General features: G+C 60.4%; 23 protein-coding genes. 22 read left to right on the top strand and 1 reads right to left on the bottom strand.

What is annotated here, in order from left to right:
• Positions 1-33 precede the first annotated feature (33 nt).
• The 22 genes from DFO48_RS17065 to DFO48_RS16960 all read left to right on the top strand — a co-directional run bounded on the left by DFO48_RS17065 (position 34) and on the right by DFO48_RS16960 (position 16592).
• Positions 34-348 carry a hypothetical protein gene (locus tag DFO48_RS17065; RefSeq protein WP_114864188.1) on the top strand — a complete coding sequence of 105 codons (315 nt, stop codon included), beginning with the start codon at positions 34-36 and terminating at the stop codon, positions 346-348.
• On the top strand, positions 345-854 hold the full coding sequence (locus DFO48_RS17060; protein WP_114864187.1) for a head-tail connector protein: 510 nt from the start codon (positions 345-347) through the stop codon (positions 852-854). The genes DFO48_RS17065 and DFO48_RS17060 overlap by 4 nt, the downstream gene beginning before the upstream one ends.
• 2 nt (positions 855-856) lie before the next feature.
• A complete protein-coding gene (locus DFO48_RS17055) occupies positions 857-1174 on the top strand; it encodes a phage head closure protein (RefSeq protein ID WP_233506428.1) in 318 nt (105 codons plus the stop codon).
• Positions 1167-1715, top strand: a complete 549-nt coding sequence (locus DFO48_RS17050) for an HK97 gp10 family phage protein (protein WP_114864186.1) — start codon at positions 1167-1169, stop codon at positions 1713-1715. Before DFO48_RS17055 ends, DFO48_RS17050 begins: the two co-directional genes overlap by 8 nt.
• Positions 1715-2056, top strand: a complete 342-nt coding sequence (locus tag DFO48_RS17045; RefSeq protein WP_114864185.1) for a DUF3168 domain-containing protein — start codon at positions 1715-1717, stop codon at positions 2054-2056. Before DFO48_RS17050 ends, DFO48_RS17045 begins: the two co-directional genes overlap by 1 nt.
• 77 nt (positions 2057-2133) lie before the next feature.
• Positions 2134-2787 (top strand): phage tail tube protein, encoded by a 654-nt coding sequence (locus DFO48_RS17040; protein WP_114864184.1) that lies wholly within the window; start codon positions 2134-2136, stop codon positions 2785-2787.
• Between the two features lie 2 nt (positions 2788-2789).
• Positions 2790-3185, top strand: a complete 396-nt coding sequence (locus DFO48_RS17035) for a phage tail assembly chaperone (protein WP_114864183.1) — start codon at positions 2790-2792, stop codon at positions 3183-3185.
• Positions 3186-3208: 23 nt separating this feature from the next.
• A complete protein-coding gene (locus DFO48_RS17030) occupies positions 3209-3505 on the top strand; it encodes a DUF1799 domain-containing protein (protein ID WP_003063452.1) in 297 nt (98 codons plus the stop codon).
• On the top strand, positions 3502-6369 hold the full coding sequence (locus DFO48_RS17025) for a phage tail tape measure protein (protein ID WP_114864182.1): 2868 nt from the start codon (positions 3502-3504) through the stop codon (positions 6367-6369). Before DFO48_RS17030 ends, DFO48_RS17025 begins: the two co-directional genes overlap by 4 nt.
• The gene (locus tag DFO48_RS17020) at positions 6369-6719 is read left to right on the top strand and encodes a phage tail protein (protein WP_114864181.1); all 351 of its coding nucleotides are present in this window, start codon (positions 6369-6371) and stop codon (positions 6717-6719) included. The genes DFO48_RS17025 and DFO48_RS17020 overlap by 1 nt, the downstream gene beginning before the upstream one ends.
• Positions 6716-7444 carry a phage minor tail protein L gene (locus tag DFO48_RS17015; protein ID WP_114864180.1) on the top strand — a complete coding sequence of 243 codons (729 nt, stop codon included), beginning with the start codon at positions 6716-6718 and terminating at the stop codon, positions 7442-7444. Before DFO48_RS17020 ends, DFO48_RS17015 begins: the two co-directional genes overlap by 4 nt.
• Complete coding sequence (locus tag DFO48_RS17010) at positions 7444-8226, top strand: C40 family peptidase (protein ID WP_114864179.1); 783 nt, start codon at positions 7444-7446, stop codon at positions 8224-8226. The genes DFO48_RS17015 and DFO48_RS17010 overlap by 1 nt, the downstream gene beginning before the upstream one ends.
• Complete coding sequence (locus tag DFO48_RS17005; RefSeq protein ID WP_003077419.1) at positions 8219-8836, top strand: tail assembly protein; 618 nt, start codon at positions 8219-8221, stop codon at positions 8834-8836. Before DFO48_RS17010 ends, DFO48_RS17005 begins: the two co-directional genes overlap by 8 nt.
• A complete protein-coding gene (locus DFO48_RS17000) occupies positions 8833-11967 on the top strand; it encodes a host specificity protein J (protein WP_114864178.1) in 3135 nt (1044 codons plus the stop codon). The genes DFO48_RS17005 and DFO48_RS17000 overlap by 4 nt, the downstream gene beginning before the upstream one ends.
• Positions 11967-12242, top strand: a complete 276-nt coding sequence (locus DFO48_RS16995) for a hypothetical protein (RefSeq protein ID WP_114864177.1) — start codon at positions 11967-11969, stop codon at positions 12240-12242. The genes DFO48_RS17000 and DFO48_RS16995 overlap by 1 nt, the downstream gene beginning before the upstream one ends.
• Complete coding sequence (locus tag DFO48_RS16990) at positions 12214-12984, top strand: hypothetical protein (RefSeq protein WP_147282749.1); 771 nt, start codon at positions 12214-12216, stop codon at positions 12982-12984. The genes DFO48_RS16995 and DFO48_RS16990 overlap by 29 nt, the downstream gene beginning before the upstream one ends.
• An 8-nt stretch (positions 12985-12992) precedes the next feature.
• On the top strand, positions 12993-14270 hold the full coding sequence (locus DFO48_RS25465; protein WP_199407017.1) for a pyocin knob domain-containing protein: 1278 nt from the start codon (positions 12993-12995) through the stop codon (positions 14268-14270).
• Positions 14261-14671, top strand: coding sequence for a hypothetical protein (locus tag DFO48_RS16980; protein ID WP_199407016.1), 411 nt, complete (start codon positions 14261-14263; stop codon positions 14669-14671). Before DFO48_RS25465 ends, DFO48_RS16980 begins: the two co-directional genes overlap by 10 nt.
• Positions 14658-15074, top strand: a complete 417-nt coding sequence (locus DFO48_RS16975; protein ID WP_114864175.1) for a hypothetical protein — start codon at positions 14658-14660, stop codon at positions 15072-15074. Before DFO48_RS16980 ends, DFO48_RS16975 begins: the two co-directional genes overlap by 14 nt.
• Positions 15075-15185: 111 nt before the next feature.
• Positions 15186-15569: a hypothetical protein gene (locus DFO48_RS16970; RefSeq protein ID WP_199407015.1), complete on the top strand. Its 384-nt coding sequence runs from the start codon at positions 15186-15188 to the stop codon at positions 15567-15569.
• The gene (locus DFO48_RS16965) at positions 15556-16077 is read left to right on the top strand and encodes a glycoside hydrolase family 108 protein (RefSeq protein WP_114864174.1); all 522 of its coding nucleotides are present in this window, start codon (positions 15556-15558) and stop codon (positions 16075-16077) included. The genes DFO48_RS16970 and DFO48_RS16965 overlap by 14 nt, the downstream gene beginning before the upstream one ends.
• On the top strand, positions 16077-16592 hold the full coding sequence (locus DFO48_RS16960) for a hypothetical protein (RefSeq protein ID WP_114864173.1): 516 nt from the start codon (positions 16077-16079) through the stop codon (positions 16590-16592). The genes DFO48_RS16965 and DFO48_RS16960 overlap by 1 nt, the downstream gene beginning before the upstream one ends.
• Positions 16593-16901: 309 nt before the next feature.
• Here the strand turns inward: DFO48_RS16960 and DFO48_RS25195 are convergent, their stop codons facing one another.
• Entirely contained in the window at positions 16902-17558 is a 657-nt protein-coding gene (locus DFO48_RS25195; RefSeq protein ID WP_147282748.1) for a DUF1566 domain-containing protein, read from the bottom strand.
• Positions 17559-17561 lie beyond the last annotated feature (3 nt).

The following is a 17561-nucleotide window of genomic DNA, read 5'->3' as shown; positions in this document are numbered from 1 at the left end:
TGGCCGCTGGCCGGGGCGTTCAAGGAGTGTGTAATGAAAAAAGTAGTCGTGCTATTCACCAAGCCCTTCGGGGCTTACGCCAAAGGCGATCGTGCGGGCTTTGATGCGGACGCCGCCCAGCACCTGAGGAATCTGGGTGTGGCCAGGCCTGATGCTGAACCCGATGCAGACCAAGTTGAGCAAGAGCTGGATGGTCTCCAGCCTGCCCACGTTGGCGCTGCTGCTGAGCAGCAATTGCAGGAGCCGGCGCCCGAGCAGGACCCTGCAGCGGAAGCGCAGCAAGCGCTCCTGGCTTCCGAGCCGCAGTCCAAGCCAGCAGGCAAAGCACCCAAGAGCGCCAAGGCATGATTTCCCAGTACCTTGGCGATGAGCCTTTGACACTTGCCGAGGTGAAGCTGCAATGCCGAGTGGATGGTGATGAAGAGGATGCTTACTTTGAAGGCATCCTTATCCCGGCCGCACGCGCGTTGGCAGAAGAGGTCAGCGGCGCGGCCATCCGCAAGGCGCGCTACATCGAGCAGGCCATTGATGCAGGTTATTCGGTGCTTGCCCGCGGCCGCGTGATTGAGGTGGAGGCTGTCACGGTCAATGGCGACGCTGTGCCTTTTGTCGTTGCGCAGAGTGGCCGGCGCACCTTGGTTCAGGCATCGGGATTTGTCGGCAAGGCAGCGCAAATCACATACACAGCGGGTATCGACATCGCGGTGCACGCCGGCGTGCGCGCCTGGATGCTGCTGGTTGTCGCCTGGCTGTATGCCAATCGTGAGCTGATGGGACAGCGCGAAGGGGCGAAGGCTCCTCCTCACATCAGCGCCGCTCTCTTGTCCAGTATCAACGTGCAACCGGGGTTTTGACCATGGACGCAGGAAGTCTTCGAGACCGCATACACATCCAGCGCCGCTTGACTGGTGGCGGGCTTGGCCAGCTATCGAACAACTGGGAAGAGGTTGCAAAGGTCTGGGCAAACATTCGCTTTGCCTCGGGCAGCGAAACCGTGCGCGCGGGGCAGGTGGCCAGCAAAGCTCAGGCCAGTATCCGAATTCGATGGCGCACGGACATCAAGGCTGACATGCGTGCTGTCTGTGCAGGCGTGGAATACAGCATCAAGGCCGTTTTGCCAGAGCGGCAGCGCCGCGAGTATGTGGATCTGGTGTGTGAGGTGACCAATGGCTAGGGGGAGCAATTCACTCATTGCCTCTATCGATCTTTCGGGGGTTGAGTCGCTGTTTGATGATCTGGGTGACGCGGCAGAGGAGGCGGCCAGGCCGGCGGCACAGGCCGCCGCCCAGGTGTTCTACGACACAGCGAAGGCCAACGTCGCCAGGATCAAGAAGCTCTCGGGCAACCTGGACAAGGCCATCTATCAGGCTTTCTCGCCAGAGAACAGCGGGCAGGGTGTTGCCGAGTATCACATCAGCTGGAACGCCAAGACTGCGCCGCATGGTCAGCTGCTGGAGAACGGCCATTGGCAGCGCTATCAGGTGGTGATGACCCGAAAGGGCTGGGTGACGCTGGCGCGGCCGGAGAGCGCCGGCAAGAAGAAGCCGCGGCGCAGAGCCAGTCAGGCCGAGAAGGATGCGTACTATCTGCCCCGCCCGGGTGGGCCGGTCTACATACCGGGCAAGGCCTTCATGCGCGGGTCGCAGCGCGCGGAGCCGGCTGCTGTGCTGGCCTCGGCTGATGTGCTTTGGCAAGCCTTGGAAAAGGTGAAGTGATGGACGAAGCTCTACACGCAGCCATTGCGGCCGTAATCCCGAGCTGCTACGGCACTGTGGCCCCGGCTAACGCGCAAACGCCTTATGTGATCTGGCAGCGCTTTGGTGGAGATACCAGCGAATACCTGGACAACGAGGATTCTCAGGTTGATGCTGCCGATGTGCAGATCCGGATTTTCAGCCCAGATATTCTGGAGCCGAAGCGGCTAATGCAGCTGCTTGTCAGCGCATTGCGCGCCCACCGAGATCTCGTTGTCCGGCCGATAGGCAACTTCAGCGACGACTACGACCACGACATGGATCTTTACACAGCTGACCAGGACATCCGCGTCAGCTACTGACTTCAACGCCCGCAAGGGCCAAACAACCCGCCATGGGAAACCAGGCGGGTTTTTCTTTGCCTGAAAGGGGCACAACCATGCGCAAAGTTCCTCTGCCCGATGGGGCAAAACTCAATCTTTACACCGCGGCTCTTACCGCCTTGGCCGCTGGTGCAATGTCCAATGCAGCACATGCGATGGTGACAGTGGCCAATACTTTGCAGGCTAAGGCTGTAGTCGTCATCACCAGCGAGGACTACCCGGAGCTGGAGGGGCGCGTGGCCCGCGTCAAGGCCGCGACGGCTGACAGCGTGACTCTGGACGGTGTTGATACCAGCGATCTCACAAAATTTCCGATGGGTGGAGAGGTATCGCTGATCCCTCTGGTTGCCAACGATTGGCAGCGCCTGCCTTATGTCCCCAGTTTCGCGCTGAGCGGTGGTGAACTCAAGACTGGCAGCAGCAGCTATCTGGATGTTGAAGACGAGCAGGAATTCAGTCAGGGTCGCTCGGCGCGCCGCCTGGAATACACCAACAGCTGGAAACAGGATGGTGCGGCTCGTGCTGCTTTGAAGGCGTCTGACGGCATGGAGTCTGTGCATCGTCTGGACTTCAAGGACGGCTCCGCCAGCTACTACGTGGGCGAGCTGGCCTATGACGACACACCGAGCACCGAGAAGGGTGCCGAGATGACTACCAAGTCCACGGTGCTGTTGCGTGGCGCTCCGACCACTCTGGCTAAGGCTGCTTGATTATGAGCGAGCAGATTGCACGCCAGATCGTGCTGGGCCAGCGGCCCAAGGGCATCGTCCATTCCCTCAAGGTCGCCATGCCGGATGGCACCGATGGTCTGCTTCCCGTGACCTTTCGATACCGAGACCGCGTGGAATTCGGTGCATTCCTTGACGGTCTCTTTTCAGTGGAGCCTCCGGCTTTTGATCCCACCGCAGGCCAGCCGTCCACTCAGCAGCAGCGCGGCGTGGTGCAGATCAACGGGCAGTACATCCATGGGTGCTTACTTGAATGGGGGCTGGATGCACCGTTCACCCTGGACAACTGCATCCAGCTGGCAAGCGAACTGCCAGCAGCGACCCAGGCCGTGATGAACACCTACAAGCAGCTGTGCATGGAGGGCCGCTTGGGAAACTGATTGCGGCAGCGCGTGCGCGATACATGCAGCTCCCGGATGCCCAGTACCTCAAGGAATGGGGGCTGCCGGTGAGCCAGTACGCCGACATGTTCAGTGTCCAGGTCTGGCCCGAAAACTGGACTGCCTGGTGCCTTTTCGATGCCCTGCAGACGCAGTGGCGCGTCGGCGCCGGCGGCGTGGTGGGGCTGGACTACGGCGTGCTGGCCGATGAACTTCGCGCCCGCGAAATCCCCCATGAAGACCACGACCGGCTGCGCGCCGAGGTTCGCGTCATGGAGGCTGCCGCACTTCAAGAAATCTATGCTGAGGCTGAAAAATGAGCGATACCGACCGCCGTAAAGTCCAGATTGAGGCCTCGCTGGACGCCACCGGCGTGCGCGAAGGCGCCACCGATGCCGTGGCGGCAGCCAAGGGCATGGCTGCTGGCGTGGAGGAGGCTGGACGCAAGGCTGCGTCTGGCCTCAAGCCTCTGGAGACTCAGTCGCAGCAGTCTGCTGCTGCCATGTCTCGGGCCGAGAAGAACATGGTGGGCAGCATCCAGCGCGCCACCGTGGCTCTGCAGTCGGGCGGCAAGGCCGGCTCGGAGTACTACGAGATTCTGGCCAAGCAGCGCGGTATCTCGGGTGATGTGCTCAAGCCCTATATCGACCAGTTGCGTCAGGCCGAGGCAGCGCAAAAGCGCCTGAGCCAGTCTGGACAGTACGTCATGAGTGACCGCGCTCACTCTGCAGCGATGCGTGGAGTGCCTGCACAGTTCCAAGACATCATCGTGTCGCTGCAGGGCGGGCAGAATGCCATGACGGTATTCCTGCAGCAGGGCTCTCAGCTGATGTCCATGTTTGGTGGTGCAGGGGAGGCCGCCAAGGCGCTGGGCGGTTATGTGCTGGGGATGGTGAACCCGTTCACGCTTGCTGCCGCAGCAGCTGGCGTACTGGCTTACGGCCTGTACTCAGGCGCCAAGGAGGCCCATGCATTCCTGGTCGTGCTGCAAAAGACTGGCAACCAGGCTGGCACCAGTGTCCAGCAACTGGTGGACATGTCGGCTGCCATGGATGACGTGGCAGGCATTACCCAGGCCAAAGCGGCTGAGGCCCTGGTCATATTTGCAGCGAATGCTGGCGTTGGTGCTGAACGCCTGCAGCGCTACACCACGACAGCGATTGAGTGGGAGCGTGCCACCGGACAATCCGTGGAGGAGGTGGCCAAGGACTTCAAGAAGTTGGGCGAAGACCCCGTCAAGGCGGTGCTCGAGCTGAACAAGCAAATGGACTTCCTGACGTCGGCAACCTTCGAGCAGATCAAGTCACTGCAGGAAGTGGGGCGCGAGACGGATGCCGCCCGCGTGGCCCAGGATGCCTACGATTCGGCCATTGCCGGCGCTACCAGCACGATCACTGCCAACTTGGGCCTAGTTGAGAAGGGCTGGATTGCCATTCGCAATGTGGGCGCCGAGGTGATCGACATGATCAAGTCTCTCGGCCGTCAGGAGGGCATGCATGCTGTGGTGGAACGGCTGCGGAAAGAGGTCAACGACTACCAGGACCGTGGCCCGACCAACTCTGTGACCGAGAGTACAGGCAGCTATGCCAAGGGCCTCAAGACCCGGCAGAACAGGCTCGACAAAGCGCGCGAGATGTTGGGCCTCTCCGAGTCGGCCAACACCTATGTGCAAGGCTCTCGTGATCGTGAGCAGGCATTGATCAATCTGAGTGCTGAAGCCAGCAAGCACTATGACAAGCAGACTCAGAAGCGCCTGGAGCTTGCTGCTGCCGAGAAGAAATACGGAGAGGCGGCCAAGACCAGCGCAGAGGCGCAGAAGCAATATGACACTGTCATTGTTGGCATCAATAAGAAGTACGAGGAGAAGGAGAAGAAGGGGGGCAGCACGGCACCCGCTTCCCGTCGCCTTGACCTCTCCGAGATCCAGAATGCCGCCCGTGAAGAAGTCCGCATCATCGACGGCAAGCAAAAGGATCTGGAGCGCCTGCGCCAGTCAGGGCTGATTGATGACCAGGGCTACTACAGCCAGAGACGATCCCTGATCGAGGAGTCCAGCAAGGTCGAGGAGTCCGCCCTGCAGGAGCAGATCACCCGCCTGCAACAGGAGAAGGTCAAGGGAGTCGATGCCCTGGCCGTCAAGAAGCAGATTGCGGATACCGAGTCCAAGCTGGCCGCCAAGCGCCTGGAGACGGGCGAGAGGCTCAAGGCTTTGGCCCATGAGGAAACCCTGGCAACTGATCGCCAGCGCATGGCAATGGAGGCTTTGGCGGAGTCGCACAAGCGTGCCATGGAGCAGATGCGGGAGCAGCAGCAGCGCACTATCAGCTCGGCATGGATGGGCACCAAGGATCGCCAGCGTGCTGAAGGCATATGGAGCATCAAGGACAGCTACCTTGCCGAAGAGCGCAATTTGCGGGACCGGCGCATGTACACACCGAACCTCTCCAAGGAGCAGCAGGCACAGATTGACCAGCGCTTAGCTGACCTAAAGGTGGAGAAGGAAGAGCGCATCCGCATCGCTGAGGCCACCTATGCAGAACTGGACCAACTGCAGACAAGGTGGGAGTTGGGTGCCAGCTTCGCCTTGCAGAACTATGTCGACCAAGCTGCGAACGTGGCGCAGCAGACGGCTGATGCATTTACCAATGCGTTCAAGGGCATGGAGGATGCGCTGGTCAACTTTGTGATGACCGGCAAGCTGGATTTCAAGTCCTTGGCGAATTCGATCATTGCTGACCTGGTGCGGATTCAAGCTCGGCAGATGCTCGCGGGACTGGCTACGGGCGCGCGCGGCCTTCTGGGCTTTGCCACGGGTGGCTACACGGGCGACGGTGGCAAGTATGAGCCGGCTGGTGTGGTGCACCGTGGCGAGTACGTCATCAATGCTGAAAGCACCAAGCGTGTCGGCCTCGGCTTGCTCAATCGCCTCAATGGTTACGCCGAGGGCGGGCTGGTGGGTGGGCCGGCTGCAGGCACTGGCCTGGTCGCTCCTGCTGCGGCCTCGATGCTGGTCGATGTGGATGTCCATTTGCAGCAAAGCGGCTCGGGGCAAGTCAATGCGACCGGCACCGAAGGCTTTATGACCCAGCTGGGCAAGTTGGCCGGGAATGCGGTCAAAGAGGCCATCGCAAAAGAAATGCGCCCTGGCGGCTTGATCTGGGCAAGACAAAACGGGAGGGCGTAATGCCTGAGTTGTTCCATTGGCGCCCTCTGGCTGAGCCCGAGGGCGTTTTTACGCATGCCATCTTGAGCGCTCAGTTTGGGGATGGCTATGCCCAGATTGCTGAGGATGGCATCAACAACCTGCAGCAGTCGTGGCCATTGGTGTTTCGCGGCCGCGAATCGCAGATCAAGCCGATCAAGGCATTTCTCGACAAGCATGCCGGCGCCAGGGCCTTCCTGTGGACGCCGCCCATGGGCGTGCAGGGCCACTACGTGGCGAAGGAAGGTTATCGCCTGCAGCCCCACGGTGGTCATCGGTTGATGAAGAGCTACACGCTTTCGGTGACGTTTAAGGAGGCCCCTCGACCATGATCACAGCAGACATCCAAGGCCTGGAGCCGGGCAAGCTGGTGCAGCTCTTTGAGCTGGACCTGAGCGAGCTGGGCGACGAGATCTGGCGCTGTCACGGCTACTCGCAGGCAGGGTCTATCTGGTGGCAGGGCCAGGAATACAAGCCCTGGGCCATCGAGACCGAGGGCTTTGCCCGCAACGGCACTGGCCAGCAGCCCACGCCGACCCTACGCGTGGGCAACATCGGCCCCGACGGCAAGGGCGGCATGGTCTCCGGCGTGATCTCGGCGCTGTGCATTGCACTCGATGACCTGGTCGGTGCCCGCGTGGTGCGCCGACGCACCTTTGCGCAGTACCTGGACGCCCGCAACTTTGCCGAGGGCAATCCATCGGCTAACCCCAATGAGGAATTGGCTCCCGAGATCTGGCTGGTGGAGTGCAAGACCCATGAGGACAAGGAAACGGTCGAGTTTGAGCTGGCCAGTGCTCTGGACTTCGATGGTCAGCAACTGCCGGGCCGCCAGATCGTAGCCAACCTCTGCGGCTGGCTGAGCAATGGCGGCTATCGCGGGCCGTACTGCGGCTACACCGGCGCAGCCATGTTTGACCGTGACGGCAATCCCGTCACCGACCCCACCAAGGACCGCTGTCCCGGCCTAGTGAGCGCGTGCAAAAAGCGCTTTGGCGAGTGGGAACCCATCAACTTCGGCGGCTTCCCCAGCGCCGATACCTTGCGAGGCTACTGATGCTGCATAAAAAGACGGTAGACGCCATCAAGGCGCACGCCCTGGCTGAGTATCCGCGCGAGTGCTGCGGCCTGCTGATCGCTCAGGGTCGTAAAGAGATTTACCGCCCCTGCGTCAATCTGGCGCAGGGCACCGAGCAATTCCGCATGGCGCCCGACGACTGGGCTGATGCCGAGGACGCCGGCCGCATCCTGGCCGTGGTGCATAGCCATCCAGACGCGCCCGCCCAGCCCAGCGAGGCCGACCGCGCATCCTGCGAGGCCACGGGCCTGCCTTGGGTGATTGTGAGCGTGCGCGAGGGTCAGTTCGAGGAGCTGCACCAGTTCGCGCCCACGGGCTGGCAGGCACCGCTGCTGGGGAGGCAGTTCTTCCATGGGGTTCTGGACTGCTACACGCTGGTGCGGGACTGGTATCGCCGGGAGGCAGGGATCGAGCTGCCGGATTTTGAGCGTGCTGACGACTGGTGGAACCAGTGCCAAGACCTCTATATGCAGCAGTTCGCTCAGGCCGGCTTCTCTCGCATTCCCGATGCAGCGCAGATCCAGCCTGGTGACGTGATCCTGATGGCCGTGCGCTCGCCGGTAGCCAATCACGCCGGCATTTACCTGGGCAGCCGGCCGCTGGCCGAGGCCCCTGGTCTGCACCCCGTTCCCAACGCCATGCTGCAGCACCTTTATGGGCGCTTGTCTGAGCGCGTGGTTTATGGCGGCTACTGGCAGGAATGCACGCGGGCCGTGGTCCGTCACAAGGACATGGCTCATAAGGATTTCTCCCATGAGTGACCAGCTGCGAACCATTCGCCTCTATGGCTACCTGGGTGCTCAGTTCGGCCGGGTGCATCGCCTGGCTGTTGCCAGCTGCGCCGAGGCCGTGCAGGCGCTGTGCGTGCTGCTGCCGGGCTTCGAGCGGGAACTGATGACCAGCAAGGATCGCGGCGTGGGCTATGCCTGCTTTCTGGGGCGGCGCAATCTTGCGGACGATCAGCTTTTTGATCTCGCCGGCCAGGAAGACATTCGCATTGCGCCCATGGTGCAGGGCGCCAAGCGTGGTGGCCTGTTCACTTTGGTGCTCGGGGCTGCGCTGTTCTTTGCGGCGCCGTATCTGGTCAACCCCGCCACGGCGGGATTGCTGGGTGAGGGCGGGGCCATGGTGTTCGGCGCAGGGGTTGGCAGCATGGGCAAGCTGCTGATGCTCTCGGGCGTCACCCAGCTGCTCTCTCCTCAGCAAAAAGGCCTGTCCACGGCCGATGGCCCCGACAACGGGGCCTCTTACAACTTCAACGGGCCGGTCAACACCTCGGCCCAAGGCAACCCCGTCCCGCTGCTGTATGGCGAGCTGATCATTGGCTCGGCCGCCATCAGCGCGGGCATCTTTGCGGAAGACCAGCAATGACCGTTCTCGATGTGGTGCGCTCCGGGCCTCGGCCTGTGCAGGGCGGCTGGAGCCTGCGCGGCTACAAAGGCAAGGGCGGCGGCAGCGCTCGCCAGCCCGTGGAAGCGGCCGACAGCCTGCACAGCACCAGCTATGCCCGCGTGCTCGATCTGCTCAGCGAGGGCGAGATCTCCGGCCTGGTCAACGGCCTGCAAAGCATCTACCTGAACGAGACGCCGCTGCAGAACGCCGATGGCAGCATGAATTTTGAAGGGGTGCAGGTTGATTTCCGGGCAGGAACGCAGTGGCAGGATCCTGTCCCTGGCTTTCCGGCCTCGGAGTCCACGGCCAGCGTGAATGTGGAGCTCAAGTTCGGCGTGCCCTGGGTGCGTGCGGTCAACAACCGCAACCTGTCGGCCGTGCGCGTGACTCTGGGAGTCAACGGCCTGCGCTCGGTGGACACCAGTACGGGCGATATCAATGGCTATTCGGTGCAGTACGCCATCGACCTGCAAACCGATGGCGGCGCCTGGGTGGAGGTGATCAACACTTCCTTCAGCGGCAAGACCACGGCCCAGTATCGCCGCACGCACCGTATTGATCTGCCTGTGGCTGCCAGCGGCTGGGTGGTGCGCGTGCGCCGGCTCACGGCCAATGCCACATCTGACAAGATCAGCGACACCACGGTGATCGACAGCCTGGCCGAGGTGATTGATGCCAGGTTGCGTTACCCCATGTCGGCCCTGATCGGTCTGCAGATCGATGCCAGCCAGTTCAATGCTGTACCGGCGCGTGCCTACCATGTGCGCGGTCGCATCATCAAAGTGCCCGCTAACTATGATCCCGCCACGCGCATCTACACGGGCGTGTGGGATGGCACTTTCAAGACGGCCTACAGCAACAATCCGGCCTGGGTGTTTTATGACCTGGTGCTGAACGAGCGCTACGGCCTGGGCAAGCGCATCCCCGCAGCCTGGCTGAACAAGTGGGCGCTGTACCAGATCGCCGCCTACTGCGATGAGCTGGTGCCCGATGGCCGTGGCGGTACGGAGCCGCGCTTTACCTGCAATGTCTACCTGCAGCAGCGCGGCGATGCCACCCGCGTGCTGCAGGATCTGTGCTCGGTGTTCCGGGGCATGGTGTACTGGGCTGCCGGCACGGCCGTGCCCGTGGCCGACATGCCGCGCGATCCTGTGTACACGTATACACAGGCCAATGTGATCGACGGCCGTTTTGTCTACTCAGGCAGCCGTCGCAAGGACCGCAACACCGTGGCCCTGGTGTCGTACAACGACATGGACGACATGGCGCGCCAGAAGCTGGTCTATGTGCAGGACGATGAAGGTGTGGCCCGCTATGGCGTGCGCCAGGTCGAGATCTCGGCCTTTGGCTGCACCAGCGAGTCTCAGGCCTACCGCGTGGGCCAGTGGGCCTTGCTCACGGCCAAGCGCGAGACGCAATCGGTCTCGTTCTCGGTCGGGCTTGACGGCACCTTGTGCGCCCCTGGCCAGATCATTCGCATTGCCGACAACATGCGCGCCGGTCGCCGGATCGGCGGCCGCATCCGCTCCGCCACCAAGTCGACCATCGAGATCGATGCCGAGCTGGGCATCCAGTACGGTGACGAGCTCACCGTGATCCTGCCCTCGGGCGTGGCCGAGACGCGCAAGGTCAGCAAGGCCTACGGCGTGCTGCTCACGAGTGACATGACGAGCTATACCGTGGACAGCTCGGAGCTGACGGCCGACATGATCTCGCTGCCAGGCACGACCATGACCGTGGAGGTAGAGACTCAGTTCTCGGCCGCGCCGCGTGCGCAGTCGGTCTGGGCATTGGAGGCGCCCACGCTCAAGACCCAGGTCTACACGGTCATGAGCGTGACCGAAGGCGAGGGCATCACGTTTGACGTGACGGCCGTGCAGCACGAGCCAGGCAAGTTTTCTGCCATCGACCACGGCACCCGCCTGGACCCGCGCCCCATCACGGTGGTGCCGCCCAAGGTGCAGCCCGCGCCTGGCAGCGTCACGCTCAGCAGCTTCAATGTGGTGCGCCAGGGCATCAGCTCGCAGACAGCCGCCATCCGCTGGGAGGCGGCCGAGTCCGCAGTGCTCTATGAGGTGGAGTGGCGCCGCAATGACAGCGACTGGGTGCGCGCTGGTCGTACCACGACCACGGGCCTGGAGATCGACGGCGCTTATGCGGGCACCTATGTGGCCCGCGTGCGTGCCGTCAACGCCATCGAGGTGCCCAGCGCCTGGACGCAATCGGCGCCCACGGTGCTGGCCGGCATTCTGTCGGCGCCGCCAGCGGTCACCAACTTGACGGCCGTCAGCCAAGTGTTCGGTATCGGTCTGTCCTGGGGCTTCCCGGAAGGCGCCAACATCATCCAGCGCACCGAGCTTTGGTACAGCCAGACCAACAACCTGGCGCAGGCCATCAAGCTGGGCGACTTCTCCTACCCGCAGAACACGCACACGATGATGGGCCTGGCCGCCGGCGCCGCGTTCTTCTTCTGGGCGCGGCTGGTGGACAAGAACGGCCTGGCCGGGCCGTGGTATCCCACGGTATCGGGCGTGCAGGGCAAGGCCAGCTCGGATGCATCGCTGATCCTGGACTATCTCCGGGACCAGATCACGGAGACCCAGCTCTCTCAGGCGCTGCTGGACAAGATCGAGAGTGATGACGGCTCCCTGGTCGAGGTGGAGGCGCTCAAGAGCGCTCTCGCGGCCATGTACACCATCAAGACCCAGCTGACCGTGGATGGCAAGCCGTACATGGCCGGCATCGGTGTCGGGGTGGAAAACAACCAGGGCGTGATCACCAGCCAGATCCTGCTGGCCGCCCAGCGGGTTGCGGTGCTCAACGAGGCCAACGGCTCCACCAGCGTGCCATTCGTGATTCAGGACGGGGTGACCTACATCAACTCGGCCTTCATCAAGACGGCATCCATCGGCAGCGCCAAGTTTGCGGACTGGCTGGAGTCGGACGCGAAGGGGCCGGGCGGGGTGCCGGTGCTGCGACTGAATTTCCGCACAGGGGAGATCCAGCTCAATGCGCCTGTCTCGGGCGGCGGGCGCATGACGCTGACCAACAACCTGATTCAGGTCTTCGATGCCAACAACGTGCTGCGCGTGCGCTTGGGGATCTGGTGATGCAGGGCGGCTTCCAAGTCTTCTATCCAAACACGGCCATCAAGGTCGATGGCACAGCGCGCTTGTCGCGGGTGATCACCTCGGTCTATGTGGGCACGGCCGTCAACGGCTCTTTCTACAGCGAGCTGCTTTTAAGCGGCACGCCATTCGCAATCTTTATTCCGACGCAGGGAGGACACCATGTTCGGTTCAATTTTTCAGGGGCGACGTTCAACTGGTGGAAATGGCAAACGCAGTATCCGACTGATGGCTATTTCGTTATTGGCGTCTATTAGCTTGGCCGCGTGCGGTGGCGGTGGTGAGAGCGAGGCGCCGCAGGTCGAGCAGCCAGCTGCATCCACCAATCAATACAAGGAGGGGTTCATGCCGGCTGGGTTTTCTTCGGTCAATGATTTCGGGACGCTACAGATCGACCAGGATTACTTCAACTATCTCCTGGTCAATCGCGGGCAATCTGCAGTTGGCAGTGCGGGGGTGACGGTCAGCACCACCAATTCACTGGCGCCGGTGCTTTGCATCCGCCCCACGGGAAACAAGGTGGTCATCGACCGCATGAGCTTTGCCAAGGGCGGCACGACGCAGTGGACGCTGCGCAGCGATGGCCCGGCGACGGTGGACTGGTTCGTGTTCGATGCTGGCCGGCCCACCTTGGATGTCGGCCCGGGCATTAGTGTCTATGACGCTTCTGGTCGCTTGGCTTACAACAGCAACGCCAGCGAGATGCGCATCAAGAGCATCGTGACCACGCCTGCAGATCCTGAGACGACCAGCATGCGTGGTGATGTGATTCAGGCCGTGCCGGCTGGGGTTGCTGCATGCATTGCCTCGCCCAAGGCACGGTTTCAGTACGTAGGCGTGCCGGCGCCGCTGCCGCTATTTGTTGAGGGCGTGCAGTTTGAGGGGAGCAACATCCGTGTCGGCTATGTCCAAACAGGCACTGGCCCGATCCTGGATGAAACGTACCTCCTCAACGACGGGGTGACGCAAATCATCCTGATCGACATCACGGGTCTGTGAGGCTTTTCATGGCACTTGAACCCATCAACTATGGCGCAGCAGCCAATGACGGCACGGGCGACAACCTGCGCGAAGCCATGCGCAAGTCGCAGGCGAATTTTGTTTATCTGGACCAGGGGAAGGTGGACAAGGTCGCGGGCATGGGCCTGTCGTCCAACAACTTCACGAATGACGAGCGCGTCAAGCTGGAGAACATCCAGGCGCTGGCAACTAAGAACCTTGCTGATGCTGTGCTGCTGGAGCGCTCCAACCATACAGGCGGCTTCAATGGGTTCGGTATAGCCAATCCGATGCGAAACCACGACCCAGTGCCGTTCGGACTGCCTCCTAGTGCTTTCTTCAATAAGGGTAGCTGCGTTGGTTTGGCCCACGGTTCCGAAGTCGGTATCCCTGAAATGGGATTCGGCATTTGTAGGGTTGACGCTCAATGGCTCGACGCCACGGCAGGCTACGGTGTCATGCGCTCTTTTGAGAGTACGGATAGTCGTCGCTATACCTGCTATGCAACTGGTGCAGATACATGGTCTCCATGGAGGGAGACTACGCATCGGACGAACATGTACGGTACGCAGCCTCTGTCCACTATCAGCGATGCAGGTACTGCTGCTTCTCGTAACGTGCAGTCAAGTCAGGTTGACGTTACGGCTGGGCATCTGATGGCCGTAGGTGCATTTGGTTTGGGTAAGCCTACTATTGTTGGCAATATGGACATGAATGCCATTACTCAATACCCAACTGGTGTGTCTCATTACTACGTAAACAATGCATCTAATGGCCCATACGTTTCGTTCTATGGTTATCTCACTGTGGAGCGGATTGATGATGTTTACATGATCCAGACATGCAGAGCAGTTGGTGAAGGTACTTCATTCAAAAGAGTAACTAACAACGGCGTTAAAGGCCCATGGGATAAGGTGATCGATACCACTTCTGCAGTTGGAGCTATTGCCTCTGGTTCGATCATTGAGCGCGGCAGCAACGCCAACGGCGAGTACGTCAAATTTGCAGGAGGAAGTCAATTCTGTTTTGCTTCCCGCAGGCCTACATTTGCAAATTCCAGTAATCTGCTGTTCCAGTGGACATTCCCTTCACCATTTATATATGCTCCTAACGTAGTGGTTAATGAGGTTGGCGGTGATCTTGCAGTAGCAAAGGCTCATCTCACAACGGCATATAGTATTGACAGTAATGGAGCTGCAGTGTCCTGTCTGTCTACACAGCTATTCGTTGCTTCAGATATTAACTCGGTAGCGCTACAACCTATTGCAATCGGAAGTTGGAAATAATGATTATTAATCTAAGCCCCGTTCGGAGCGATTTTAGTATTTCCGTTTCAGTGAATGGGAATACTATTTCAATTAATGAAGAGGTATTTGATTTCTCGCCTCTGCAGGACGGTGACACGCTGCCGCGTGCAGCCATCGACTCGCCCTGGTTTGCTGGTGATGTGACGCGCGTTGGCGGCGTGCTGCATGTGTCTCTGCTGTTTCCTCATGGCGCATATGCCGAAGAGACCGCGCGCTTTCCCGTGCCGATCACGGTCATTCAGGATGGCCCAGTGCAGCTGCCAGACAGTGGGCATGACGCGCCCCCGCCGCCCGTTTTTTCCGGGCCGGTAGTAGAGCCGGAGCCTGTGGAGGAGGAGTCGCCGGAACCTGTAGAGGAGGAGTCTCATGAGCAAGATTGACTGGACGCTGCGCAAGGCCGCGCCCACGGCCGCAGAGCTGCTGCAGGTGGAAAGAGACCGCCTCCACAGGCTCGTCAATGAGCAATACGCCAAGCGCATGAGTGCGGTGGCATTGCCTTATCCGCAATATGAGCGCGAGTCCTGGCCCATACAGCTGCAGGAGGCTCAGGCCCTGGCGGCAGATCCTGCGGCCGCAACGCCCTGGATTGATGCCTGTGCCGCCCAGCGCGGCCTGGAGTGCAGCGAGCTGGCCCAGCGCATCCTGACCAAGGATTCCGCTTACCGCTTTATTTCCGGGCAGCTCACAGGCGCGCGCCAGGCGCATGAGGACGCAATCGAGGCGCTGCAGGATCTCGAAGCCTTGCGCAGCTATGACGAGACTCAGGGCTGGCCTCAAGCCTGATAAGCGTTTCACCACCAACCGCCTCCGGGCGGTTTTTTGTTGCCCGCGGCCGCGCCAAGGGCTCTCCATAGCATCGATTTCAATCTCAAACAAACGGCCCAGGGAGGGCTTATGGAACCAACAACAAGCACCGGTGCAGCCGGCATCGCAGGCTGGAAATTGATCGGCGGCCTGGCCGGCCTGGGCGCAATCGGCGCAGGCCTGGCAGCCATCGTCGTGATGTGCATCACTACGCCGCGCGACCCCAAGGAGTGGGCCGTAGGACTCATCAGCACGGTAATGGCCAGCTTTGCAGGGGGCTCTGCAGTTGTGCAGTACCTGGGCATCCAGCATTGGGCAAACAGCCACTTTGGACTGATTGCTCTACTCGGTCTGTGCTTTACCTGTGGCCTGCCTGGCTGGGCCCTGGTGCGCTGGACGTTCAATGCGATCCGCAAACGCGAAGGGCAGGGGATTGACGAAATTGCACAGGAGGTGCGCGATGGATTTCGATAAAGCATTTGGCCGGCTGATCGGCCATGAGGGCAAGTTCACTGCAGATCCGCGAGACGATGGCAACTGGACAGGCGGAAAGCAGGGCAGGGGTGAGCTCAAGGGCACCAAGTTCGGCATTGCTGCCAACACCTATCCGCACTTGGATATCAAAAATCTGACCGTAGAGCAGGCCAAGGCTGTCTACCGTGAGGACTTCTGGGATGTGATTGGCAAAGCCCATGAGTCTATCAAGTTCCAGCTCTTCGATGCAGCCGTCAATCATGGGCGTGGAAACGCCATTCGAATCCTGCAGCGTGCCGTTCAGGTGGCCGACGATGGCGCATGGGGGCCGCGTTCCCAGGCGGCGCTTGATGGCATGCAAAACCTGCGAGGCCATAACGATGTGCTGCTGCGCTTCATGGGATACCGCTTCAAGTTCTGGGCCAGCCTGGCCAAGTTCGACACCTTCGGGCGTGGCTGGACGAACCGCGGCGCCGACAACCTGCTGTTCGCAGCGGAGGACAACTGATGCAGGCCCGCGCTCCGGCTATCGCTTACGGGCTACTGCTCGTGCTCGCATTTGCTGCAGGTTGGCTCGTCAATGGTTGGCGCGCCGATGCGCGGATTGCTCGTGTGGAGGTCGCTCAATCAAAGCAGACCTCTGCACAGGCCCAGCAGTCGCAAGCAGCTATCGAAAAGAAAGCGAAAGCCGTGATCGCGCACGGTGCAGCTCAACAGGAAAACACCCATGACTACGCGCAAGAAATGGCCCGCCTGGAGGCTGGCCGCGTTGCTGATGCTGCCCGCATTGCAGGCCTGCAGCACGACATCAGGAGGGCCGCCACCCGCAACGCCCAGCTTGCCGATGACGCCGCTGCCTGCAGAGATCTCGCAGATCAGCACCAGCGACTCGCGGCCCTTGCTGCAGAAGGCGCGAGCCTGGTTGGAGAGCTTGGTAGCCTGGTCCAAAAGCGAGACGCCCAGGTGAGCCTGTTGCGCGGACAGATCGCAGCCGACCGAACGCTGCTCGAGCAGATGAACTAAAAGCGCCCCGATACCTTGATTGGTGTCGGGGCGCCTTTTTGCGTTTGGAGCTTGATCAGTAGCCATCGACCAAAGGTATTTCCAGCCCATCGACCGCACGCATCACGTTGGGGACGATTTCAATGGTGACGCCTCATTGGAATTACTTTGCAAACAGCCTCTGGATAGAGAACTGGAGCGCCACAGTAGCCATGCCGGTCTTCAAGCAGACAAGTCCGCATCGTCAGCAAGCTACGCGAACAGTGTCTCAGTAGATGCACACGCAACTGATAAGGCAACCTGTCGCGCCGTTCGGCCAATTCCCATAAGTCAATGGTGCAAATTGATGGGCTGTGCGTCTATGGGCGTAGTTGTCAGGGCTTGGACAGGAACTTGGGCCAAGCGCACAAACCTAGCGAGGCCGACCGCTGACACTGAGTGATAGTGACTTTGATAGCCATCTTCGAAATGCTGGCAGAACGCTACACCTCCGGAGTGCAGACTGCTAGACCAGTACCAAGCAAGATCAAAAGACTCAGATCCTCCGTCAAGGAAATCTGGTGCGATGGTTTGAGCGGGGAAAGAATCAGAGTAGTGCTTTCCCTCGGGAAGACTATTGTGGTTCACACCATCAAAATAGTTCGCATAGTTACGATTTCGAGATGGCTTTAGCATGCGATAACCCAGCTCCAATACGTCACGTGCTGGTATCAGCCAATCGTTATATCCATTGATGTTTGCTGCAAGTGCAGCTTTAGCAAGCGGGCTTCCTGCATCTGCTAAAGCGATAGTATTGCTGCTGCTGTCAGCAGGATCAAATGCATTTGCTTTTTCAACGTCAATTTTTTCTTTGATTTGAGTGGATTTTGGAGCCCAAACTATCGCATAAATGTTTGAGTTAATGTTTATTAATCCACCGTAGAATCCACCTTCAAACGGTTTCCCATATTCAGTATCTATGCTGGATAAGAATTGAGGGATGCGCATGAT

It is taken from the genome of Comamonas sp. AG1104, from assembly GCF_003350425.1.
Classification (GTDB): domain Bacteria; phylum Pseudomonadota; class Gammaproteobacteria; order Burkholderiales; family Burkholderiaceae_C; genus Comamonas; species Comamonas testosteroni.
The sequence above is the reverse complement of the archived record's forward strand: the minus strand, read 5'-3'. Positions and strand labels throughout refer to the sequence as shown.

What these genes read in the sequence shown, in the direction of transcription:
- DFO48_RS17065 (WP_114864188.1), top strand. Translation starts at nt 34, where the DNA reads ATGAAAAAAGTAGTCGTGCTATTCACCAAGCCCTTCGGGGCTTACGCC.
- DFO48_RS17060 (WP_114864187.1), top strand. Translation starts at nt 345, where the DNA reads ATGATTTCCCAGTACCTTGGCGATGAGCCTTTGACACTTGCCGAGGTG.
- DFO48_RS17055 (WP_233506428.1), top strand. Translation starts at nt 857, where the DNA reads ATGGACGCAGGAAGTCTTCGAGACCGCATACACATCCAGCGCCGCTTG.
- DFO48_RS17050 (WP_114864186.1), top strand. Translation starts at nt 1,167, where the DNA reads ATGGCTAGGGGGAGCAATTCACTCATTGCCTCTATCGATCTTTCGGGG.
- DFO48_RS17045 (WP_114864185.1), top strand. Translation starts at nt 1,715, where the DNA reads ATGGACGAAGCTCTACACGCAGCCATTGCGGCCGTAATCCCGAGCTGC.
- DFO48_RS17040 (WP_114864184.1), top strand. Translation starts at nt 2,134, where the DNA reads ATGCGCAAAGTTCCTCTGCCCGATGGGGCAAAACTCAATCTTTACACC.
- DFO48_RS17035 (WP_114864183.1), top strand. Translation starts at nt 2,790, where the DNA reads ATGAGCGAGCAGATTGCACGCCAGATCGTGCTGGGCCAGCGGCCCAAG.
- DFO48_RS17030 (WP_003063452.1), top strand. Translation starts at nt 3,209, where the DNA reads ATGCAGCTCCCGGATGCCCAGTACCTCAAGGAATGGGGGCTGCCGGTG.
- DFO48_RS17025 (WP_114864182.1), top strand. Translation starts at nt 3,502, where the DNA reads ATGAGCGATACCGACCGCCGTAAAGTCCAGATTGAGGCCTCGCTGGAC.
- DFO48_RS17020 (WP_114864181.1), top strand. Translation starts at nt 6,369, where the DNA reads ATGCCTGAGTTGTTCCATTGGCGCCCTCTGGCTGAGCCCGAGGGCGTT.
- DFO48_RS17015 (WP_114864180.1), top strand. Translation starts at nt 6,716, where the DNA reads ATGATCACAGCAGACATCCAAGGCCTGGAGCCGGGCAAGCTGGTGCAG.
- DFO48_RS17010 (WP_114864179.1), top strand. Translation starts at nt 7,444, where the DNA reads ATGCTGCATAAAAAGACGGTAGACGCCATCAAGGCGCACGCCCTGGCT.
- DFO48_RS17005 (WP_003077419.1), top strand. Translation starts at nt 8,219, where the DNA reads ATGAGTGACCAGCTGCGAACCATTCGCCTCTATGGCTACCTGGGTGCT.
- DFO48_RS17000 (WP_114864178.1), top strand. Translation starts at nt 8,833, where the DNA reads ATGACCGTTCTCGATGTGGTGCGCTCCGGGCCTCGGCCTGTGCAGGGC.
- DFO48_RS16995 (WP_114864177.1), top strand. Translation starts at nt 11,967, where the DNA reads ATGCAGGGCGGCTTCCAAGTCTTCTATCCAAACACGGCCATCAAGGTC.
- DFO48_RS16990 (WP_147282749.1), top strand. Translation starts at nt 12,214, where the DNA reads ATGGCTATTTCGTTATTGGCGTCTATTAGCTTGGCCGCGTGCGGTGGC.
- DFO48_RS25465 (WP_199407017.1), top strand. Translation starts at nt 12,993, where the DNA reads ATGGCACTTGAACCCATCAACTATGGCGCAGCAGCCAATGACGGCACG.
- DFO48_RS16975 (WP_114864175.1), top strand. Translation starts at nt 14,658, where the DNA reads ATGAGCAAGATTGACTGGACGCTGCGCAAGGCCGCGCCCACGGCCGCA.
- DFO48_RS16970 (WP_199407015.1), top strand. Translation starts at nt 15,186, where the DNA reads ATGGAACCAACAACAAGCACCGGTGCAGCCGGCATCGCAGGCTGGAAA.
- DFO48_RS16965 (WP_114864174.1), top strand. Translation starts at nt 15,556, where the DNA reads ATGGATTTCGATAAAGCATTTGGCCGGCTGATCGGCCATGAGGGCAAG.
- DFO48_RS16960 (WP_114864173.1), top strand. Translation starts at nt 16,077, where the DNA reads ATGCAGGCCCGCGCTCCGGCTATCGCTTACGGGCTACTGCTCGTGCTC.
- DFO48_RS25195 (WP_147282748.1), bottom strand. Translation starts at nt 17,558, where the DNA reads ATGCGCATCCCTCAATTCTTATCCAGCATAGATACTGAATATGGGAAA.